16 protein-coding genes and 2 rRNA genes are annotated in these 18,848 nt (G+C 65.6%); 17 read left to right on the top strand and 1 reads right to left on the bottom strand.

The annotated features are described in order from the left end of the window. The first annotated feature begins 407 nt into the window (after positions 1-407). Both HCT51_RS05960 and rrf read left to right on the top strand, forming a co-directional pair. Positions 408-3,523: ribosomal RNA gene (locus HCT51_RS05960) — 23S ribosomal RNA — on the top strand. Positions 3,524-3,662: 139 nt separating this feature from the next. Next, a 5S ribosomal RNA gene (gene rrf / locus HCT51_RS05965) occupies positions 3,663-3,779 on the top strand. 205 nt (positions 3,780-3,984) lie between these two features. On the opposite strand, the gene HCT51_RS05970 is transcribed toward rrf, so the two are convergent. Beyond that, positions 3,985-5,253 (bottom strand): hypothetical protein, encoded by a 1,269-nt coding sequence (locus HCT51_RS05970; protein WP_166880906.1) that lies wholly within the window; start codon positions 5,251-5,253, stop codon positions 3,985-3,987. A 6-nt stretch (positions 5,254-5,259) separates the two neighbouring features. On the opposite strand from HCT51_RS05970, the gene HCT51_RS18695 reads away from it, so the two are divergent. From HCT51_RS18695 to cmk, 15 genes are all read left to right on the top strand, one after another. Continuing rightward, complete coding sequence (locus tag HCT51_RS18695) at positions 5,260-5,982, top strand: tetratricopeptide repeat protein (protein ID WP_224760698.1); 723 nt, start codon at positions 5,260-5,262, stop codon at positions 5,980-5,982. Then, entirely contained in the window at positions 5,969-6,985 is a 1,017-nt protein-coding gene (locus HCT51_RS05975) for an HAD-IIA family hydrolase (RefSeq protein WP_224760699.1), read from the top strand. Before HCT51_RS18695 ends, HCT51_RS05975 begins: the two co-directional genes overlap by 14 nt. Before the next feature lie 56 nt (positions 6,986-7,041). Further along, on the top strand, positions 7,042-7,248 hold the full coding sequence (locus HCT51_RS05980; protein WP_166880859.1) for a hypothetical protein: 207 nt from the start codon (positions 7,042-7,044) through the stop codon (positions 7,246-7,248). Beyond that, positions 7,241-8,035: a TlyA family RNA methyltransferase gene (locus HCT51_RS05985; protein WP_166880902.1), complete on the top strand. Its 795-nt coding sequence runs from the start codon at positions 7,241-7,243 to the stop codon at positions 8,033-8,035. Before HCT51_RS05980 ends, HCT51_RS05985 begins: the two co-directional genes overlap by 8 nt. A 38-nt stretch (positions 8,036-8,073) precedes the next feature. Then, positions 8,074-9,000 (top strand): NAD kinase, encoded by a 927-nt coding sequence (locus HCT51_RS05990; RefSeq protein WP_224760700.1) that lies wholly within the window; start codon positions 8,074-8,076, stop codon positions 8,998-9,000. Then, positions 8,997-10,712 (top strand): DNA repair protein RecN, encoded by a 1,716-nt coding sequence (gene recN, locus HCT51_RS05995; RefSeq protein WP_166880890.1) that lies wholly within the window; start codon positions 8,997-8,999, stop codon positions 10,710-10,712. Before HCT51_RS05990 ends, recN begins: the two co-directional genes overlap by 4 nt. A gap of 54 nt (positions 10,713-10,766) precedes the next feature. Next, positions 10,767-12,461 carry a CTP synthase gene (locus HCT51_RS06000; protein ID WP_191413784.1) on the top strand — a complete coding sequence of 565 codons (1,695 nt, stop codon included), beginning with the start codon at positions 10,767-10,769 and terminating at the stop codon, positions 12,459-12,461. Continuing rightward, a complete protein-coding gene (locus HCT51_RS06005) occupies positions 12,454-13,023 on the top strand; it encodes an NUDIX domain-containing protein (RefSeq protein WP_224760701.1) in 570 nt (189 codons plus the stop codon). The genes HCT51_RS06000 and HCT51_RS06005 overlap by 8 nt, the downstream gene beginning before the upstream one ends. Continuing rightward, a complete protein-coding gene (xerD, locus tag HCT51_RS06010; RefSeq protein ID WP_166880887.1) occupies positions 13,007-13,933 on the top strand; it encodes a site-specific tyrosine recombinase XerD in 927 nt (308 codons plus the stop codon). The genes HCT51_RS06005 and xerD overlap by 17 nt, the downstream gene beginning before the upstream one ends. Before the next feature lie 105 nt (positions 13,934-14,038). After that, positions 14,039-14,944, top strand: coding sequence for a ParA family protein (locus HCT51_RS06015; RefSeq protein WP_166880885.1), 906 nt, complete (start codon positions 14,039-14,041; stop codon positions 14,942-14,944). Then, positions 14,928-15,755 carry a segregation and condensation protein A gene (locus HCT51_RS06020; RefSeq protein WP_224760702.1) on the top strand — a complete coding sequence of 276 codons (828 nt, stop codon included), beginning with the start codon at positions 14,928-14,930 and terminating at the stop codon, positions 15,753-15,755. Before HCT51_RS06015 ends, HCT51_RS06020 begins: the two co-directional genes overlap by 17 nt. Next, the gene (gene scpB / locus HCT51_RS06025; RefSeq protein ID WP_166880883.1) at positions 15,745-16,311 is read left to right on the top strand and encodes an SMC-Scp complex subunit ScpB; all 567 of its coding nucleotides are present in this window, start codon (positions 15,745-15,747) and stop codon (positions 16,309-16,311) included. The genes HCT51_RS06020 and scpB overlap by 11 nt, the downstream gene beginning before the upstream one ends. Continuing rightward, complete coding sequence (locus tag HCT51_RS06030) at positions 16,301-17,074, top strand: pseudouridine synthase (RefSeq protein ID WP_166880881.1); 774 nt, start codon at positions 16,301-16,303, stop codon at positions 17,072-17,074. The genes scpB and HCT51_RS06030 overlap by 11 nt, the downstream gene beginning before the upstream one ends. Next, positions 17,071-18,162: a prephenate dehydrogenase gene (locus tag HCT51_RS06035; RefSeq protein WP_166880879.1), complete on the top strand. Its 1,092-nt coding sequence runs from the start codon at positions 17,071-17,073 to the stop codon at positions 18,160-18,162. Before HCT51_RS06030 ends, HCT51_RS06035 begins: the two co-directional genes overlap by 4 nt. Then, positions 18,159-18,842, top strand: a complete 684-nt coding sequence (gene cmk / locus HCT51_RS06040; protein ID WP_166880876.1) for a (d)CMP kinase — start codon at positions 18,159-18,161, stop codon at positions 18,840-18,842. Before HCT51_RS06035 ends, cmk begins: the two co-directional genes overlap by 4 nt. Positions 18,843-18,848: the final 6 nt, after the last annotated feature.

Genomic DNA, 18,848 nt, shown 5'->3' on the forward strand with positions numbered 1-18,848 from the left:
GTTTCCCGGTGGCGCTCATGGGTGGAACATTGACATTGTGACCAGGACCAAACGCGGTCTCTCAGTACGCTCCTTCGGGAGTGGGAACGGAGCCCGCCGGCGGGCCTGGTCTTTGCACGCTGTTGGGTCCTGAGGGACCGGGCCCCACCCTTTGGGTGGGACACGAACCTCTTGGACCCTTGACCGGTTTCGACCAATGCCCGCTTGCGGGTGTCGTTTCCGGTGGGGGTACCGCCCGTATTTTGAGAACTACACAGTGGACGCGAGCATCTTAGATTCAGGACTTTGTCCTGGATCACAAAGATCTAAACACGCATGCCGGCCCTTGGGGCTGGTGTGCGGTAGATCATTGGTCAATTTCTGTTCCGGATTTATTCCGGGACTCTAAACGATTCAAACTCATGTGATTTCAAGTTTCTAAGAGCAAACGGTGGATGCCTTGGCATCTGGAGCCGAAGAAGGACGTAGTAATCTGCGATAAGCCTCGGGGAGCTGATAAACGAGCTTCGATCCGAGGATTTCCGAATGGGGAAACCCCGCCAGGCGTACTTGTGCGACCTGGTGACTCCCGCCTGAATATATAGGGCGGGTAGAGGGAACGTGGGGAAGTGAAACATCTCAGTACCCACAGGAAGAGAAAGCAACAGCGATTCCGTTAGTAGTGGCGAGCGAAACCGGATCAGGCCAAACCGATCATGTGTGATACCCGGCAGGGGTTGCATGGTCGGGGTTGTGGGACTTCACGGACTGCTGCCGCAGTTCACGTTGACATGCGCGGTATAGACGAACAGGTTTGAATGCCTGGACATAGAGGGTGCGATCCCCGTAGTCGAAATGCTGCGCAGCGGCGGGAAGTATCCCAAGTAGCACGGGGCCCGAGAAATCCCGTGTGAATCCGCCAGGACCACCTGGTAAGCCTAAATACTCCCAGATGACCGATAGCGGACAAGTACCGTGAGGGAAAGGTGAAAAGTACCCCGGGAGGGGAGTGAAATAGTACCTGAAACCGTTTGCTTACAAACCGTTGGAGCCTCCTTAGTAGGGGTGACAGCGTGCCTTTTGAAGAATGAGCCTGCGAGTTAGCGATATGTGGCGAGGTTAACCCGTGAGGGGTAGCCGTAGCGAAAGCGAGTCTGAATAGGGCGATTCAGTCGCATGTCCTAGACCCGAAGCGAAGTGATCTATCCATGGCCAGGTTGAAGCGCGTGTAAGAACGCGTGGAGGACCGAACCCACTTAGGTTGAAAACTGAGGGGATGAGCTGTGGATAGGGGTGAAAGGCCAATCAAACTTCGTGATAGCTGGTTCTCTCCGAAATGCATTTAGGTGCAGCGTTGCGTGTTTCTTGCCGGAGGTAGAGCTACTGGATGGCCGATGGGCCCTACAAGGTTACTGACGTCAGCCAAACTCCGAATGCCGGTAAGTGAGAGCGCAGCAGTGAGACGGTGGGGGATAAGCTTCATCGTCGAGAGGGAAACAACCCAGACTACCAACTAAGGCCCCCAAGCGTGTGCTAAGTGGGAAAGGATGTGGAGTTGCACAGACAACCAGGAGGTTGGCTTAGAAGCAGCCACCCTTGAAAGAGTGCGTAATAGCTCACTGGTCAAGTGATTCCGCGCCGACAATGTAACGGGGCTCAAGCACACCGCCGAAGTTGTAGGATTCGCATATTAGGTAAGCCTTCGTGGTTCAGCCGTGCGGATCGGTAGGAGAGCGTCGTGTGGCCAGTGAAGCGGCGGAGTGATCCAGCCGTGGAGGCCACACGAGTGAGAATGCAGGCATGAGTAGCGAAAGACGGGTGAGAAACCCGTCCTCCGAAAGACCAAGGGTTCCAGGGCCAGGCTAATCCGCCCTGGGTAAGTCGGGACCTAAGGCGAGGCCGACAGGCGTAGTCGATGGACAACGGGTTGATATTCCCGTACCGGCGAAGAACCGCCCCAACCAATTCGGTGATGCTAAACGCCCGAATCCTGTTTTCTGATCCCTTCGGGGTGAGGAGTTCAGGGCTAGCGCGTGACCCAAACTGAGGCGGTTAGCGTATTAACAGGTGTGACGCAGGAAGGTAGCCGTACCGGGCGATGGTTGTCCCGGGGTAAGGATGTAGGGCGAACGATAGGCAAATCCGTCGTTCACATGCCTGAGATCTGACGCATACCCCTCACGGGGGAATTCGGTGATCCTATGCTGCCAAGAAAAGCATCGACGCGAGGTTCAAGCCGCCCGTACCCCAAACCGACTCAGGTGGTCAGGTAGAGAATACCAAGGAGATCGAGAGAATCGTGGTTAAGGAACTCGGCAAAATGCCCCCGTAACTTCGGGAGAAGGGGGGCCTGATACGTGAAGGGATTTACTCCCGGAAGCGTTTGATGGCCGCAGAGACCAGTGGGAAGCGACTGTTTACTAAAAACACAGGTCCGTGCGAAGTCGCAAGACGATGTATACGGACTGACGCCTGCCCGGTGCTGGAAGGTTAAGAGGAACGGTTAGCCGCAAGGCGAAGCTGAGAATTTAAGCCCCAGTAAACGGCGGTGGTAACTATAACCATCCTAAGGTAGCGAAATTCCTTGTCGGGTAAGTTCCGACCTGCACGAATGGCGTAACGACTTCCCAGCTGTCTCAACCGCGAACTCGGCGAAATTGCATTACGAGTAAAGATGCTCGTTACGCGCAGCAGGACGGAAAGACCCCGTGACCTTTACTACAGCTTGGTATTGGTGTTCGGTGTGGCTTGTGTAGGATAGGTGGGAGACTATGAAGCGGGCACGCTAGTGTTCGTGGAGTCAATGTTGAAATACCACTCTGGTCATATTGGATATCTAACTTCGAACCGTGATCCGGTTCAGGGACAGTGCCTGGTGGGTAGTTTAACTGGGGCGGTTGCCTCCCAAAAAGTAACGGAGGCGCCCAAAGGTTCCCTCAACCTGGTTGGCAATCAGGTGTCGAGTGTAAGTGCACAAGGGAGCTTGACTGTGAGACTGACAAGTCGAGCAGGGACGAAAGTCGGGACTAGTGATCCGGCAGTGGCTTGTGGAAGCGCTGTCGCTCAACGGATAAAAGGTACCTCGGGGATAACAGGCTGATCTTGCCCAAGAGTCCATATCGACGGCATGGTTTGGCACCTCGATGTCGGCTCGTCGCATCCTGGGGCTGGAGTAGGTCCCAAGGGTTGGGCTGTTCGCCCATTAAAGCGGTACGCGAGCTGGGTTTAGAACGTCGTGAGACAGTTCGGTCCCTATCCGCTGCGCGCGTAGGAAATTTGAGAAGATCTATCCCTAGTACGAGAGGACCGGGATGGACGAACCTCTGGTGTGTCAGTTGTTCCGCCAGGAGCACCGCTGATTAGCTACGTTCGGAACGGATAACCGCTGAAAGCATCTAAGCGGGAAGCCGGCTTCAAGATGAGATTTCCATCCCTTCGGGGGAGAGGCTCCCAGCCAGACTACTGGGTTGATAGGCCGGATGTGGAAGCGAGGACTAAAGACTCGTGAAGCTGACCGGTACTAATAAGCCGATAACTTGACAATCACCACTCACACACCGTTGTAAGGCTGGTGTCTGGGGAAATGAGCTGCTTGCGTCCACTTTGTGGTTCTCGATTTACGGTCGGGAACCGCGCACACAACATGTTTTTGTTGTGTCCGCAACGACACAAATCAATAGTGTTTCGGCGGCCATAGCGAGAGGGAAACGCCCGGTTACATTCCGAACCCGGAAGCTAAGACTCTCTGCGCCGATGGTACTGCAAGGGGGACCTTGTGGGAGAGTAGGACACCGCCGGACTTCTTTTAGCGAAATGGCCACCCGATAGGGTGGCCATTTCCATTTAACACATCAGAACGCGCCACGGGCGCGGCACACAAAAAGCACGCGGTGCACAGTCCCGCGGCAGATAATCACACAGAGCAGCTACACCCAGAGGAGAACCCCCATGAGCGATTCCGGAGAACGGCCCAAGCGTCCCGGTGAAACGCCGCAGGGCCGCAGGTCAGATTCGGGCCGGCCGCCACGGGGAAACCCCTCGGGCGCTGGCGACTTTAAACCGCGCCGCGACGGCGACAAGCCCGCCCGCGGAAACGACGACCGTCCGCGCCGCGATGGCGGTAGCCAGGACCGTGACCGTCAGGACCGACCGCACCGCGAAGGCGACCGTACGGATCGTCCGCGTCGCGAAGGCGACCGTACTGACGGGCCGCGTCGCGAGGGCGGCTACCAGGGGCGCCCGCAGGGCAGCGGCGGTCAAGGCGACCGACCGAACCGGAGTAATGACTCGCGTCCGCGTCGTGACGGTGATCGTCCTCCGTACCGTGGCTCCGATGACAAGCCGCGCCGCGAGGGCGGCTATCAGGGGCGCCCTCAGGGTGACCGCCCGAACCGGAGCCACGATGAGCGTCCGCCGCGTCGTGACGGTGACCGTCCTCCGTACCGTGGCTCCGATGACAAGCCGCGCCGCGAGGGCGGTTACCAAGGTCGTCCGTCCGGTGACCGGCCGCACCGCAGCAACGATCAGCGTCCGCCGCGTCGTGACGGCGATCGTCCTCCGTACCGTGGCTCCGATGACAAGCCGCGCCGCGAGGGTGGCTATCAGGGACGTCCGTCCGGTGACCGGCCGCACCGCAGCAACGATGAGCGTCCGCCGCGTCGTGACGGCGATCGTCCTCCGTACCGTGGCTCCGATGACAAGCCGCGCCGCGAGGGTGGCTACCAGGGACGCCCGTCGGGGGACCGGCCCTACCGCAGCAACGACGAGCGTCCGCCCCGCGAGGGCGGCTACCAAGGACGCCCGTCCGGCGACCGGCCGCACCGCAGCAACGACGATCGTCCGCGCCGCGACGGTGACAAGCCGTTCCGCCCCGCCGGTGGTGACCGTCCGCACCGCGATGGGCCGCGCACTGAGCGTCCGCAGCGTTCCGGCGACCGGCCGTTCCGCGACGACCGACCCCGCCGTGAGGGTGACCGTCCGCAGCGTTCGAGCGATCGCCCGCAGCACGGAGCCGGCCGCGACGACCGTGGTGGCCGCGGTGGCGACAACGAGCGTCGCCTGTGGACCCGCGAGGGCAAGCCTGCCCGCGGCGACTACGACTCCCGCGACCGGGAAACCCCGGAGGATCGCGACCCGTTCGGCACGAAGTCGGTACGCGTTCACCACGACGATCCGGCCATTCCGGACTCGATCGAGGCGAAGGAGCTCGACCGGATTGCCCGCAACGAGCTGAAGACCCTGAGCAAGGAGAACGCCGAGCAGGTCGCGCGCCATCTCGTGATGGTGACCAGGCTGATCGAAGAAAATCCCGAGCTCGCCCACCAGCACGCGACATCCGCGGCTCGCCGCGCCGGCCGTATCGGCGTGGTACGTGAGACGCTCGCGATCACCGCCTATGCCATCGGCGACTTCAACCTGGCGCTCCGTGAGTTCAGGACTTACCGCCGCATCACCGGACGTGACGACCAGCTGCCGATGATGGTCGACAGCGAGCGGGGGATCGGTCGACCCGATCGTGCCCTCGAACTGGGCCGTTCCGTGCCGCGCGCCAACCTGCCGGATGCCGTTCAGGTGGCACTCGCCATCGCGATGTCCGGTGCCCGGCTTGACCTCGAGCAGCCAGACGCCGCACTCGGCGAGCTGCAAATCCCGCAGCTCGACCCGAACACCGCGTTTTCGTACAGCCCCGCGCTGTTCGACGCGTACGCCACGGTGCTCGAGGAGCTCGGCCGCGACGAAGAAGCACAGGAGTGGCTGCAGCGTTCCGAGCGGGCCAGCGAAGCGCTGGGCCAGGCAGAGAATCCAGAAGAGGAAGATGTCATTGAAATTTCTGAAGAGGAGATCGACCTTGCAGAAGGAGACAGTGACCTCGGAGGAGACGCTGACTTCGCCGAAGACAGCGACGTCGCCGAAGGCAGCGACGTCGCAGAAGGCAGCGACCTCGCCGAAGACAGCGACCTCGCAGGAGACGCTGAGCCCGCAAAAGACAGTGACGACGAGTAGCACGCCGCTCGCCGGGGTCGACCTGGTCCTCGCCGACCTCGACGGCGTCGTGTATAAGGGCCCGCGGCCGATCCCGCACGCCATCGAGAGCCTCAACCGCGTGGCCGAGACCGGGCGTGTCGGCTACATCACCAACAATGCGGCGCGCACCGCGGCATCCGTGGCGGCGCACCTCACCAACCTCGGCCTGAGCGTTACCGCGGACGACGTGGTCACCTCACCGCAGGCCGCGGTGAAACTGCTGGCCGAGCTGGTGCCGTCCGGCGCCACGGTGTTGGTGGTCGGCGGTGAGGGACTGGTGGACGAGGTCGAGAAGGCCGGCTTCATCGTGACCCGATCGGCCGAGGACGACCCGGCCGCGGTCATCCAGGGCTTCTCACCCGAGGTGGGCTGGACTCAGCTCGCCGAGGCGTCGTATGCCCTGCACGGCGGAATCCCATGGGTGTCGACGAACACCGACTGGACGATTCCGCAGGAGCGTGGCGTCGCCCCCGGCAACGGCACGCTGGTGTCGGCCGTGCACACGGCCGTGGGCCGGATGCCGGTCACCGCCGGTAAGCCGGAGACCCCCATCTTCCACGCCGCCGTCGAACGCTTCGGCGCCGAGAAGCCGCTGTTCATCGGCGACCGGCTGGACACCGACATCCGTGGTGCGAACAGGGTCGGCATGGACTCCGTGCTGGTGCTCACCGGCATCGACGGCGCCAAGCAGGTGCTGGCCGCGACCGCGGAGGACCGCCCCACCTACATCGTCGAGGATCTACGCGAGCTGCACGACCCATACCCGGTAGCGGATGTCGCGGACGACGGCACGGTCACCGTGCGGGACTCCGTGGTGGTGATGCGCGGGAACCGGCTTGAGGTGCTGCGCGAGGGCGGGTCGAGCCTCGATTTGCTGCGGGCCGCCAGCCGGGCGATCTGGAACTCCGGACTGGCGATCTACGGCATCGACGTGCCCGGCGAGCTGTTCGACCGGCTGGGCATTCCACGGCCGCGCAAGTAGCCCGCCGCAGCGGTCATCCGTCGGGGAACTCGGCCCCGCCGGGATACCCTTGGCGGGTGACCGATGAGCCCACCCAGGAGAACACCGAAGAGCTGCTCTCGCGCCTCAGCCTGATCGAGGACCAGCCGCTTGAGGCACGGGCGGCCGCGTTCCTGCAGCTGCACGACGAGCTGAAGGCGGCGCTCGACAGCGCTGATTCACTGCGCGCCGATTCGTTGCGCGCCGACTCCACAAACCGGGACACCGCCCGCCTCCATGGCTGAGCAGCGGCTCGATGCCGCGCTGGCGGCCAGGGGACTCGCCCGATCACGCACCCACGCGGCGAAACTGATCGCCGACGGGCTGGTGACCGTCGATGGCGAGCCGGCGCTGAAGGCCGCCGCGAAGGTCGACGACGAACAGAACATCGAGGTCGCCGAGAGCGACCACTACGTCAGCCGCGCCGCGCACAAACTGATCGCCGCCCTCGACGGCTTCGCCCTGCCGGTCGCCGGGCGGCTGGCGCTGGATGTCGGGGCATCGACCGGCGGTTTCACCCAGGTGCTGCTGGAACGCGGCGCGCGACAGGTGATCGCGCTCGATGTCGGTCACGCTCAGCTGGTGCCCGAACTCGCCGCCGACCCACGGGTGAGCGTTGTCGAAGGCTTCAACGCCCGGTTCATGACCGCGGAAGCCCTGGCCGAGGCATCCGGCATCTCGGAAAAGCCCGACCTGGTGGTCGGCGATCTCTCCTTCATCTCACTCGGCCTGGTGCTGCCGGCCCTGGTGGACACCTGCGGCGCCGACGCCGACTTCGTGCTGCTGATCAAACCGCAGTTCGAGGTCGGACGAACCGGCATCAAGGAAGGCATCGTCAGGAGTGTCGGCCTGCGCCAGGACGCCATCAGCGGCGTGCTCTGGTCTGCCTGGGACCTCGGACTCGGCACCGCGGGTCTGCTGCCGTCGCCGATCGCCGGTGGTGCCGGAAACCGGGAATACCTGGTCTGGCTGAACGGGGTTCACGGCAGTAATCCGACAGAATGGAACGAGCGCGTTGCTGCGATGGTGTAGCCCGTGCCGACCCGACGACCCAGAGAAGGATGGTGCCCGTGACAGCTGAGCGATACATCCTCGTCGTCGCACACACCGGCCGCGAGGATTCGCTCGAGGCCGCGGTCGCCGTATGCCGCCAGCTGGTGTCTGCCGGCGCCATCCCCGTGCTGAGCCTTGACGAGCGGCAGGAAATGATCGCCGTCGCCCCCGACCTCGAATCCACGCTGGTGCTCGGCGGCACCGTCGAGGTCGGCGAGCTGGAACTGGTCATCGTGCTCGGTGGGGATGGCACCATCTTGCGCGCCGCCGAGATGATCCGCGACTGCACCGCCCCTCTGCTCGGCGTCAACCTCGGCCACGTCGGCTTCCTCGCCGAAAGCGAACGCAAAGACCTCACAACAACGGTGGAACGCGCCCTCGCTCGCGACTACCTCGTCGAAGAGCGCATGACCCTCTGGGTGCGCGCCAAGGTGAACTCCGAAGTCGTCTACGAGAGTTGGGCGCTCAACGAGGTCACCGTCGAGAAGGCCAGCCCCGAGAAAATGCTCGAGGTGGTCATCGAAGTCGACGGCAGACCACTGTCGAGCTTCGGCTGCGACGGCGTGGTCATGTCGACGCCGACGGGGTCCACCGCATACTCATTCTCAGCCGGGGGACCGATCGTGTGGCCGAGCCTTGACGCCTTGCTGCTCGTTCCGCTGAACGCCCACGCGCTGTTCTCCCGCCCGCTCGTGGTCGGACCGGATTCCACCCTCGCCGTCGAGGTGCTGAGCCGCACCCACACCACCGGCGTGATGTGGTGCGATGGACGACGCACCTTCGACCTCCCCAGCGGTGCACGTGTGGTCGTACGTCGGTCGTCCACCCCGGTTCGGCTGGCTCGCCTGAACCCTGGACCGTTCACTGATCGCCTGGTCGGCAAGTTCAATCTGCCGATTCACGGGTGGCGCGGGCCCCGCACGAATAAGGGTGTTGCCGAGTGATCGAAGAGATCGTGATCCGCAACCTGGGGGTGATCGGCGAGGCCCGCCTGCCGCTCGGCCCCGGATTCACCGCCCTCACCGGTGAGACCGGTGCGGGTAAGACCATGGTGGTGACCGCTCTCGGCCTGCTGCTCGGCGACCGTGCGGACAGCTCCATCGTGCGGGCCGGCAGCGGACAGGCCACCGTCGAAGGACACTGGCAGGTTCCGGATGTCGGACCGGTCGTCGACCGGGTGCGGGATGCCGGCGGCGACGTCGAACCCTTCGGGGCGGGCCTGGCCGAGCTGCTGCTCACCCGGTCGATCTCCGAGGAGGGCCGGAGCCGCGCCGCGGTCGGCGGACGCTCCGCGCCCGCCGGAGTGCTCACCGAACTGGGGGAGCACCTGGTGGTGGTGCACGGGCAGTCCGACCAGCTGCGGCTGCGTTCAGCGACCGCGCAGCGCGAGGCCCTCGACCGCTTCGCCGGTGCAGATCTGCAGGCCGTCCTGGGCGACTATCAGCAGGTGTACCGCCGCTGGCAGGCGAACCAGGGCGAGCTCGACGCGCTGATCACGGAACGAGACCAGCGTGCCCGCGAGGCCGAGCAACTGCGGGTCGGCATCGCCGAGATCGAGGCGGCGACGCCCGAGCGTGGTGAGGACGTGGCGCTCGGCGAGCAGGCCGACCGGCTCACCAACCTCGAAGACCTGCGAGTGGCCGCCGTGCAGGCCCACAACAGCGTCTCGGCCGACCCCAGCGACGAGGGCCGTGACGCGCTGGCGCTGATCGAAGACGCCCGCCGCGCTCTCGACAAGGTGGTCGCCCACGACCCGGAACTCGCGCCGATCGCCGAGGCTCTGGCCGCGGCATCCTTCCAGCTGTCGGATGTCTCGGTGCAACTGTCCGGCTACCTCGACGGCCTCGACACTGACGCCACCCGCCAGCTTGAGAGCGTGCAGGAGCGTCGTGCCGAACTGGCCGGGTTGATCCGCAAGTACGGCCCGACCCTCGATGACGTGATCGACTTTCTCGACACCGGCAGCGCGCGGCTGCTCGAACTGGACAACGACAGCGACCGCATCGACACGCTGCGCGTCGAGGTCGACGACGACCTCGAACTGCTGCAGCAGCACGCCGCCCAGGTGAGCGCGGCACGGCGCGCGGCGGCGGAACGACTCGCGGTGCAGGTCACCGAGGAGCTGGCGGCGCTGGCGATGCCCGACGCGCGGCTCGTGGTCGAGGTATCTGACCGGGAGGATTACTCGCTGACCGGCAAGGACCAGGTGTCGATCCAGCTGCAGCCGCACGCTGGGGCCGACCCGCGGCCGCTCGGCAAGGGCGCATCTGGGGGCGAACTGTCCCGGGTGATGCTGGCCATTGAGGTGGTCATCGCCTCCGCCGATCCGGTTCCCACGTTCATTTTCGACGAGGTGGATGCCGGTGTGGGTGGGGCCAGCGCCATCGAGATCGGCAAGCGGCTGGCGAGGCTCGCCCAGAATTCCCAGGTGATCGTTGTCACCCACCTGGCCCAGGTCGCCGCGTTTGCATCGAACCATCTGCGCGTGGTGAAAGACAGCGACGGCGCGGTTACCGCGTCGAGCGTGCAGCAGCTGGAGGGTGAGCAGCGGATCGAAGAAATGGCGCGGCTGCTGAGCGGATTGTCCGATTCCGAGAGTGGGCTGGCGCACGCCCGGGAACTGCTCGGACTCGCCGGCGCCGCGGCGCGCGGCTGACCCGGCGCGTTTCGCAGCCGTCAATGCCAGCGGTGTGGGATACGATGTAACCCCGTGGTGGATAATCAAGGCGCGGTAACTACTAAACACATTTTCGTCACCGGTGGTGTCGTTTCGTCCCTCGGTAAGGGGCTCACGGCCGCCAGTCTCGGAAACCTGCTCACCGCTCGCGGACTCCGCGTGGTCATGCAGAAACTGGATCCCTACCTGAATGTGGATCCCGGAACGATGAACCCGTTCCAGCACGGTGAGGTCTTCGTCACCGATGATGGCGCAGAGACCGATCTCGACATCGGGCACTACGAGCGGTTCCTCGACATCAACCTGAGCCAGGCGGCGAACGTGACCACCGGCCAGATTTACTCGCAGGTGATCGCCAAGGAACGCCGCGGCGAGTACCTCGGCGACACCGTGCAGGTCATCCCGCACATCACCGACGAGATCAAGCGCCGCATGCGGTTGCAGGCCACCGAGACGCCGCAGCCCGACGTGATCATCACCGAGGTGGGCGGCACCGTCGGCGACATCGAGAGCCAGCCGTTCCTGGAGGCCGCCCGTCAGGTGCGCCACGAACTCGGCCGCAAGAACGTCTTCTTTGTGCACGTGTCCCTGGTGCCGTTCATGGGTGCCTCGGGGGAGCAGAAGACCAAGCCGACGCAGCACTCCGTTGCGACGTTGCGCTCGATCGGTATCCAGCCCGACGCGTTGGTGCTGCGCAGCGACCGTCCGGTCACCGAGTCCAACAAGCGCAAGATCGCGCTGATGTGCGACGTCGAGGAGAACGCGGTGGTGAACACCCCGGATCTGAAGAGCGTCTACGACATCCCGAGCGTGCTGCGTGAGCAGGGTCTGGACGCCTACATCATCGACCAGCTCGACCTGACCGCCGGCCCGGTGGTGTGGGACGGCTGGCAGAAGGTTCTCGACGCGGTGCACGACCCCAAGGACGAGGTCACGATCGGTCTGGTCGGTAAGTACATCGACCTGCCCGACGCCTACCTGTCGGTCTCGGAGGCGTTGCGCGCCGGCGGCTTCGCCCACCAGACCAAGGTGAACCTGCGCTGGATCGCCTCCGACACCTGCGAGACGCCGGAGGGCGCCGCGAAGAACCTGTCCGACCTCGACGGCATCTGCGTGCCCGGAGGCTTCGGCGTGCGCGGCATCGAGGGCAAGCTCGGCGCGCTCAAGTTCGCCCGCGAGAACGAGATCCCGACCCTCGGCCTGTGCCTCGGCCTGCAGTGCATGGTGATCGAATATGCGCGGGATGCCGCGGACCTGCCAGGCGCCTCGTCCACCGAGTTCGACCCCGAGACCGAGTTCCCGGTGATCGCGACCATGGCCGAGCAGGTTGACATCATCGCCGCCGGAGACCTCGGCGGCACCATGCGCCTCGGCCAGTACGAAGCCGCGCTCACCCCCGGCTCGATCGTCGCCGAACTGTACGGCGCCGACACCGCCACGGAACGGCACCGTCACCGCTACGAGGTCAACAACGCCTACCGCCAGCAGATCGCCGACGCCGGCCTGCAGTTCTCTGGCACCTCGCCTGATGGCAGCCTGGTCGAGTACATCGAGCTGCCGCGCGACGTGCACCCGTTCTACGTGGCCACCCAGGCGCACCCCGAGCTGCGCTCGCGTCCGAACCGGGCGCACCCGCTGTTCCGCGGCCTGGTGCAGGCCGCGATCGAACGGCAGCAGGCCAGCCGGCTGTTCGAGGTTCCCGAGGTCGCCGAGGGCGCCAGTGCCTGAGGTTCCGGCTCTCGCCGATGAACCCACGCCGGTGACGGTGCTCGACAGCTCGCGCGTGTTCCACGGCAAGGTGTGGGACATCCAGAGTGAACGGTTCCAGTACGGCGACGGGGAGATCACCCGCGAGTTCATGCGCCACCCCGGCGCGGTCGCGGTGCTCGCCGTCGACGACGAGGATCGGGTGCTGCTGATTCAGCAGTACCGGCATCCGATTCGTTCCCGCGAGTGGGAGCTGCCGGCCGGTCTGCTCGACGTCGACGGGGAATCGCTGCTGGTCGCCGCGCAGCGTGAGCTCGCCGAGGAGGTCGACCTGGTCGCGGCGCACTGGTCGGTGCTGGCCGAGTTCGCGCCAAGCCCGGGCGGCAGCGACGAGGCCATCACGGTGTATCTCGCCACCGGGGTCAGCGACGCGCACGAGACGTTCGACCGGGAGGCGGAGGAAGCGCACATCGTCACCAGGTGGGTGCCGCTGGATGACGCGGTTCAGGCCGTGCTCGACGGTCGGCTGCGCAACGCCATCCTGCAGATCGCGGTGCTGACCGCCCATGCCAAGCAGCGCTGACCCGACCCCGCTATCGGTAGAGGTGGACCGCTACCTCCGCCACCTGGCGATCGAACGCGGACGGGCGACGAACACCGTCGCCGCATACCGCCGCGACCTCGCCGCATATTCCGCGTTCCTTGCCGCCGATGGGGTGATGGCGCCGACCGCGATCACCGCCGCCCACATCACCGGATTCACGCAGCAGCTGCGCACCCGCGCCGAGACGCCGCTGACCGCATCCTCGCTGGCCAGGATGCTGTCGACCATCCGCGGCTTCCACCGCTTCCTGCTCGACGAGGAGCTGGTGAGCGAGGATGTCGCGGCGCGGGCGAAGCCGCCGAAACTGCCCGAGCGCCTACCGAAGGCGATCACGGTCGAGCAGATGTCTGCCCTGCTGGCCGCCGTGGACGGCGACGACATGCAAGCGCTCCGGGACAAGGCGCTGCTCGAGCTGCTGTACGCCACCGGCGCCCGTGTCTCGGAGGCGGTCGGCCTGAACGTCGACGACGTCGTCGACGGTGACGTGGTGCGGCTGCTCGGCAAGGGCAACAAGCAGCGCATCGTGCCGCTCGGCAGCTACGCACGGGCCGCAATTGACGCCTACCTGGTGCGGGCCAGGCCCATCCTGTCGGTCCGCGGCAAGGCCACCCCCGCACTCTTCCTCGGCATCCGCGGGCAGCGGGTATCACGGCAGAACGCCTGGCTGATCATCCGGGCCGCCGCCGAGAAGGCGAAGCTCGAGCTGGAGATCTCGCCGCACACTTTCCGGCACTCGTTCGCCACGCACCTGCTGGAGGGCGGCGCCGACGTGCGCGTGGTGCAGGAACTGCTCGGGCATTCCAGTGTGGCAACCACCCAGATCTACACCCTGGTGACCGCAGACACCCTCCGCGACATGTACACAACGGCGCATCCGCGGGCGCGCTAACAGGCCTCCCAGCACGCACAACCTTCAACCGATGGTCGAGGTGACCTGAGCCGCTGCCGCGTGTGGCGACGGGGTACACAGCGCCCGACCGATACAATTTTCGGCATGACAGTGAAGCGGGATCTAGCGGAACGCCCCGGCGCAGTGTCGACAGAAGCGCCCGCGTCGGCACCGGTCAACGGTCCCACCGGTCGCCCCGCCCGCGCATTCCCGGTTCCGCAGCCGCTGAAGAACCACGGCCCCGCCCGCATCATCGCCCTCTGCAACCAGAAGGGTGGCGTGGGCAAGACCACCACCACCATCAGCGTCGGAGCCGCGTTCGCCGATTACGGCCGCAAGGTGCTCGCCATCGACTTTGACCCGCAGGGCGCCCTGTCCGCGGGCCTCGGTGTGCAGACCCACGACGTCATCACCATCTACGACCTCCTGCTCGGCAGCGTTAAAGACGCCAAGTCCGCCATCGTGCAGACCAGCGTGCCCGGCCTCGACGTGATCCCGGCGAACATCGACCTGTCGGCCGCTGAGGTGCACCTGGTCAACGAGGTGGCCCGCGAGCAGATCCTCGCCCGCGTGCTGCGCCAGGTCTCCGGCGACTACGACATCATCCTGATCGACTGCCAGCCCTCACTCGGCCTGCTCACCGTGAACGCGCTCACCGCGGCGCACGGTGTGCTGATCCCGCTGGAGTGCGAGTTCTTTGCGCTGCGCGGCGTCGCCCTGCTGATCGAGACCGTCGAGAAGGTCAAGGACCGGCTGAACCCGGCGATCACCCTCGACGGCATCGTGGCCACCATGTTCGATTCCCGCACCCTGCATTCGCGTGAGGTGCTCGAGCGCGTCGTCGACCGGTTCGATGACAAGGTGCTCGAGACCGTGATCGGTCGCACCGTCAAGTTCCCCGACGCATCCGTCGCCGCCTTGCCGATCACCCACTTCGCCCCGGAGCACCCGGCGGCGGAAGCGTACCGTCAGCTCGCCAGAGAGTTGATCTTCCGTGGCGCTGCCGCCTGAGCGCACGGTCGCGCTGGAGCCGGCCGAACCGGCGGGGTTCTCACTCACGCTGAACAACTTCAGCGGACCCTTCGACCTTCTGCTCTCGCTGATCTCGAAGCATGAGATGGACATCACCGAGGTGTCGCTCAGCCGGGTGACCGACGAGTTCATCAGCTATCTGCGCGGCCTCGACACCGAGAAGGAACTCGACACCGCCAGCGAGTTTCTGGTGGTCGCGGCGACCCTGCTCGACCTGAAGATCGCCGGACTGCTTCCGCAAGGTGAGTTGGTGGATGCCGAGGATGTCGCGCTGCTCGAGGCCCGCGACCTGTTGTTCGCCCGGCTGCTGCAGTACCGCGCGTTCAAGGAAGCCGCGCAGTGGTTCGACGGCCGATTCGGCACAGAATCGACCCGGCACTTCCGGGCGGTGCGACTCGAGGAGAAGTACCGCAAGCAGACCCCGGAACTGGTGTGGACCCTCTCCGCCGCCGATTTCGCCGCGGTCGCCACCCTGGCGTTCACCCCGCGCGAGATCCCCACCGTGGGCCTTGACCACCTGCACGCGCCGCTGGTCAGCATCCGGGAACAGGCGGCCCACGTGGTCGCGATGCTGCGCCGCGGCGAACCGATGACGTTTCGTCAGTTGATCGCCGGGGCCGAGCAGAAGGGCGTGATCATCGCCCGGTTCCTCGCCATCCTGGAGCTGTACCGGCACGCGTCAATCTCATTCGACCAACTCGAACCGCTCGGTGAGCTGACCATCCGCTGGACCGCGGAATCCTGGTCGGAGGAGAGCCTCGCCAACCTGGGAGCCGACTATGGAAGCTAACGAACAACCGCTGGAGTTGGAGCGTCGCCTCGAGGCGATCCTGATGGTCTCCGACGAGCCGCAGAGCATCGTGAACCTCGCCACCGCCCTCAGCGCGCCGGTGGCCCTCGTGCGCGCGGCGGTTGCTCGCCTGGTCTCCGACTTCGACGGTGAGGACGGCGGCATCCGGCGCGGCTTCCAGCTGCGCGAGGTCGGCGGCGGCTGGCGGATCTACGTGCGCGACGAGCACGATGACATCGTGCGTGACTTCGTGCTCACCCAGAACCCCACCAAGCTGTCGCAGGCCGCCCTCGAGACCCTCGCGGTGATCGCATACAAGCAGCCGATCAGTCGCGGCCAGGTCGCCTCGATCCGAGCGGTCAACGTAGACTCCGTGGTGCGCACCCTGCTCGGCCGCGGCCTCATCACCGAGGCGTTCACCGACAGTGAGACCGGCGCCATCCACTACGCAACCACCGCCCTGCTGCTCAGCCAGCTCGGCATCAACTCGATCGAGGAGCTGCCGCCGATTTCGCCGCTGCTCACCGACGGATCGGACGGCTTCGATGACCTTTGACGAACCCACCGGAGAACGCCTCCAGAAAGTAATGGCCGCGGCCGGGGTCGCCTCCCGCCGCGTCTGCGAGCAGTACATCGCCGCGGGACGCGTCGCCGTCAACGGGGAGACCATCACCGAGCCGGGACGCCGCATCGACCCGCTGGTCGACCGGGTGACCCTCGACGGCACCGCCATCCAGCTGGACACCTCCCGGCGGTACGTGATGCTGAACAAGCCGGTCGGCGTGGTCAGCACGCTGAAAGACGAGCACGGCCGCCCCGACCTGACCACCTTCACTAACCGGTACGAGGAACGGCTGTTCAACGTCGGCCGGCTCGACTCCGACACCAGCGGGCTGCTGCTGCTCACCAACGACGGCGAACTCGCCAACGTGCTGGCGCATCCGTCGTTCGGGGTGATGAAGACCTACATTGCCAAGGTCGAGGGTGAGATCACCCCCACCACCCTGAAGAAACTGATCGCCGGCATCGAGGTGGACGACGGCCCGATCGCCGCCGACAAGGCGCGCATCATCGGCAAGCCCTCGCGCGGGCAGAGCATGGTGGAGATCACCCTGCACTCCGGACGCAACCGCATCGTCCGCCGGATGATGGATGCCGTCGGTCACCCGGTCCTGGAGCTGGTGCGCCGCCAGTTCGGCCCGCTGCACCTCGGTACCCTGCCCGTCGGGCAGCTGCGCGACCTTACTAAGGTGGAACTCGGCCAGCTGCTCACCATCGCGCGCGCAGAGAACACCCCGACAGAAGGACCCCCCGAGTGAGCACGAGGCGCCTAACCGAACAAGTCCGCATCGTCGGCAGCGGCCTGCTCGGCACCAGCATCGGCCTGGGCCTCCGGGAACACGGCGTTGACGTGATCCTCGACGACGTGTCACCGTCATCGGTTCAGCTGGCCATCGACTACGGCGCCGGTCGGCCGCCGGCCGCGGGCGACGCCCCTGGCCTCGTGATCGTCTGCGTTCCGCCGGATGTCACCGCGACCGTGGTCGCGACGGAGCTGGCGGCATACCCTGACGCGTTGGTGACGGATGTCGCGAGCGTGAAGTCTGCGCCATTGCAGCAGTTGCGCGAGCTCGGCGCCGACCTCAGCCGGTACATCGGCACCCACCCGATGGCCGGGCGGGAGCGCGGCGGCCCGATCGCTGCCCGCGCCGACCTGTTCATCGGCCGGCCCTGGGTGATCGCCGGGCACGACGACATCACGTACAAGCGCGCCGCCCCGATCGAGGACATGATCCTCGACCTGGGCGCGGTGCCGATCGAGATGACCGCGGAGGAACACGACCAGAGCGTCGCCCTGGTCTCCCACGTGCCGCAGGTCGTCGCATCGATGATGGCTGCGCGCCTCATCGACGGCACCAGCGGCGCGATCGGGCTGGCCGGTCAGGGACTCCGCGACGTCACCCGCATCGCCGCCGGCGACCCGTCGCTCTGGGTGCAGATCCTCGGCGCCAACGCCGGCCCGACCGCGGACGTGCTGAAGAAGCTGCGCACCGACCTCGACGCCGTGATCGACGCGCTCGACGACCCCGAGGCATCCGGTGCCCGCCGGATCATCGCCGAGGCGATCGCGGCCGGCAACACCGGAGTCGCCCGGGTGCCGGGCAAGCACGGCCAGGACCGCCGGTACAGCCAACTGGTCGTCATGGTCGCCGACAAGCCAGGCCAGCTCGCCCAGCTGCTCACCGACATCGGTGAGGTGGGCGTGAACATGGAAGACCTGCGCCTCGAGCACTCGCCGGGCGCACAGATCGGACTCGCCGAGATCTCGGTGCTGCCCGAAGTGGAACAGCGCCTCGTCGACGAACTCGAGTTGCGGGGCTGGAAGATCGCGGGAGCATTCGCATGAGATCGGGCAGCACAGCACACCGTATCGTCGTCGCCGTGGACGGCCCGGCCGGCAGCGGCAAGTCGTCGGTCAGCAAGTCGGCGGCCCGCGAACTCGGCTACGCCTACCAGGACACCGGGGCCGCATACCGAGCGCTGGCCTGGTGGTGCCTTGACCAGGGCATCGACATCCAGCACCCCGATTCTGTGATCGTGGCACTGGACCGGTTCATCTACGAGATTGGCACCGACCCGGATCAGTACTTCGTGCGGGTGGGTGGCGACGACGTCACTGACGCGATTCGGGAGCCCCGGGTGTCGGCCGCGGTGAGTGCGATCGCTCGCATCCCGCAGGTGCGCGCACAGCTCACCTCGCTGTTCAGGGCGGTCATCGTGGCATCCGATCGTCCCGGAATCATCGTCGAAGGTCGCGACATCACCACCGTCGTCTGCCCCGATGCTCCGGTGCGGATTCTTCTTACAGCCGATGAGGAAGTTAGAATGGCGAGGCGTTCGGCAGAACTCGTCGGCGAGTCGTTGCAGAAGACCGCCGAACAGCTGCAGAAGCGAGACCGCCAGGACTCCCAGGTGGTCGACTTCATGAACGCAGCGGATGGCGTAGTCACCATTGACTCCACCCACCTCGACTTCGATCAGACCGTGCACGCGGTCACCGAGCTGGTCGCTGCTCGCACAACCTAAAGCGCC

It is taken from the genome of Salinibacterium sp. ZJ450 (genome assembly GCF_011751885.2).
GTDB lineage: Bacteria > Actinomycetota > Actinomycetes > Actinomycetales > Microbacteriaceae > Ruicaihuangia.

Bases quoted from the DNA above. Each gene is read 5' to 3' on its own strand.
- HCT51_RS05985 (WP_166880902.1), top strand. From the start codon at position 7,241: ATGGCTGAGCAGCGGCTCGATGCCGCGCTGGCGGCCAGGGGACTCGCC.
- HCT51_RS06015 (WP_166880885.1), top strand. From the start codon at position 14,039: ATGACAGTGAAGCGGGATCTAGCGGAACGCCCCGGCGCAGTGTCGACA.
- cmk (WP_166880876.1), top strand. From the start codon at position 18,159: ATGAGATCGGGCAGCACAGCACACCGTATCGTCGTCGCCGTGGACGGC.
- HCT51_RS18695 (WP_224760698.1), top strand. From the start codon at position 5,260: ATGGTGACCAGGCTGATCGAAGAAAATCCCGAGCTCGCCCACCAGCAC.
- xerD (WP_166880887.1), top strand. From the start codon at position 13,007: ATGCCAAGCAGCGCTGACCCGACCCCGCTATCGGTAGAGGTGGACCGC.
- HCT51_RS05970 (WP_166880906.1), bottom strand. From the start codon at position 5,253: ATGGCGCGCGACCTGCTCGGCGTTCTCCTTGCTCAGGGTCTTCAGCTC.
- scpB (WP_166880883.1), top strand. From the start codon at position 15,745: ATGGAAGCTAACGAACAACCGCTGGAGTTGGAGCGTCGCCTCGAGGCG.
- HCT51_RS06030 (WP_166880881.1), top strand. From the start codon at position 16,301: ATGACCTTTGACGAACCCACCGGAGAACGCCTCCAGAAAGTAATGGCC.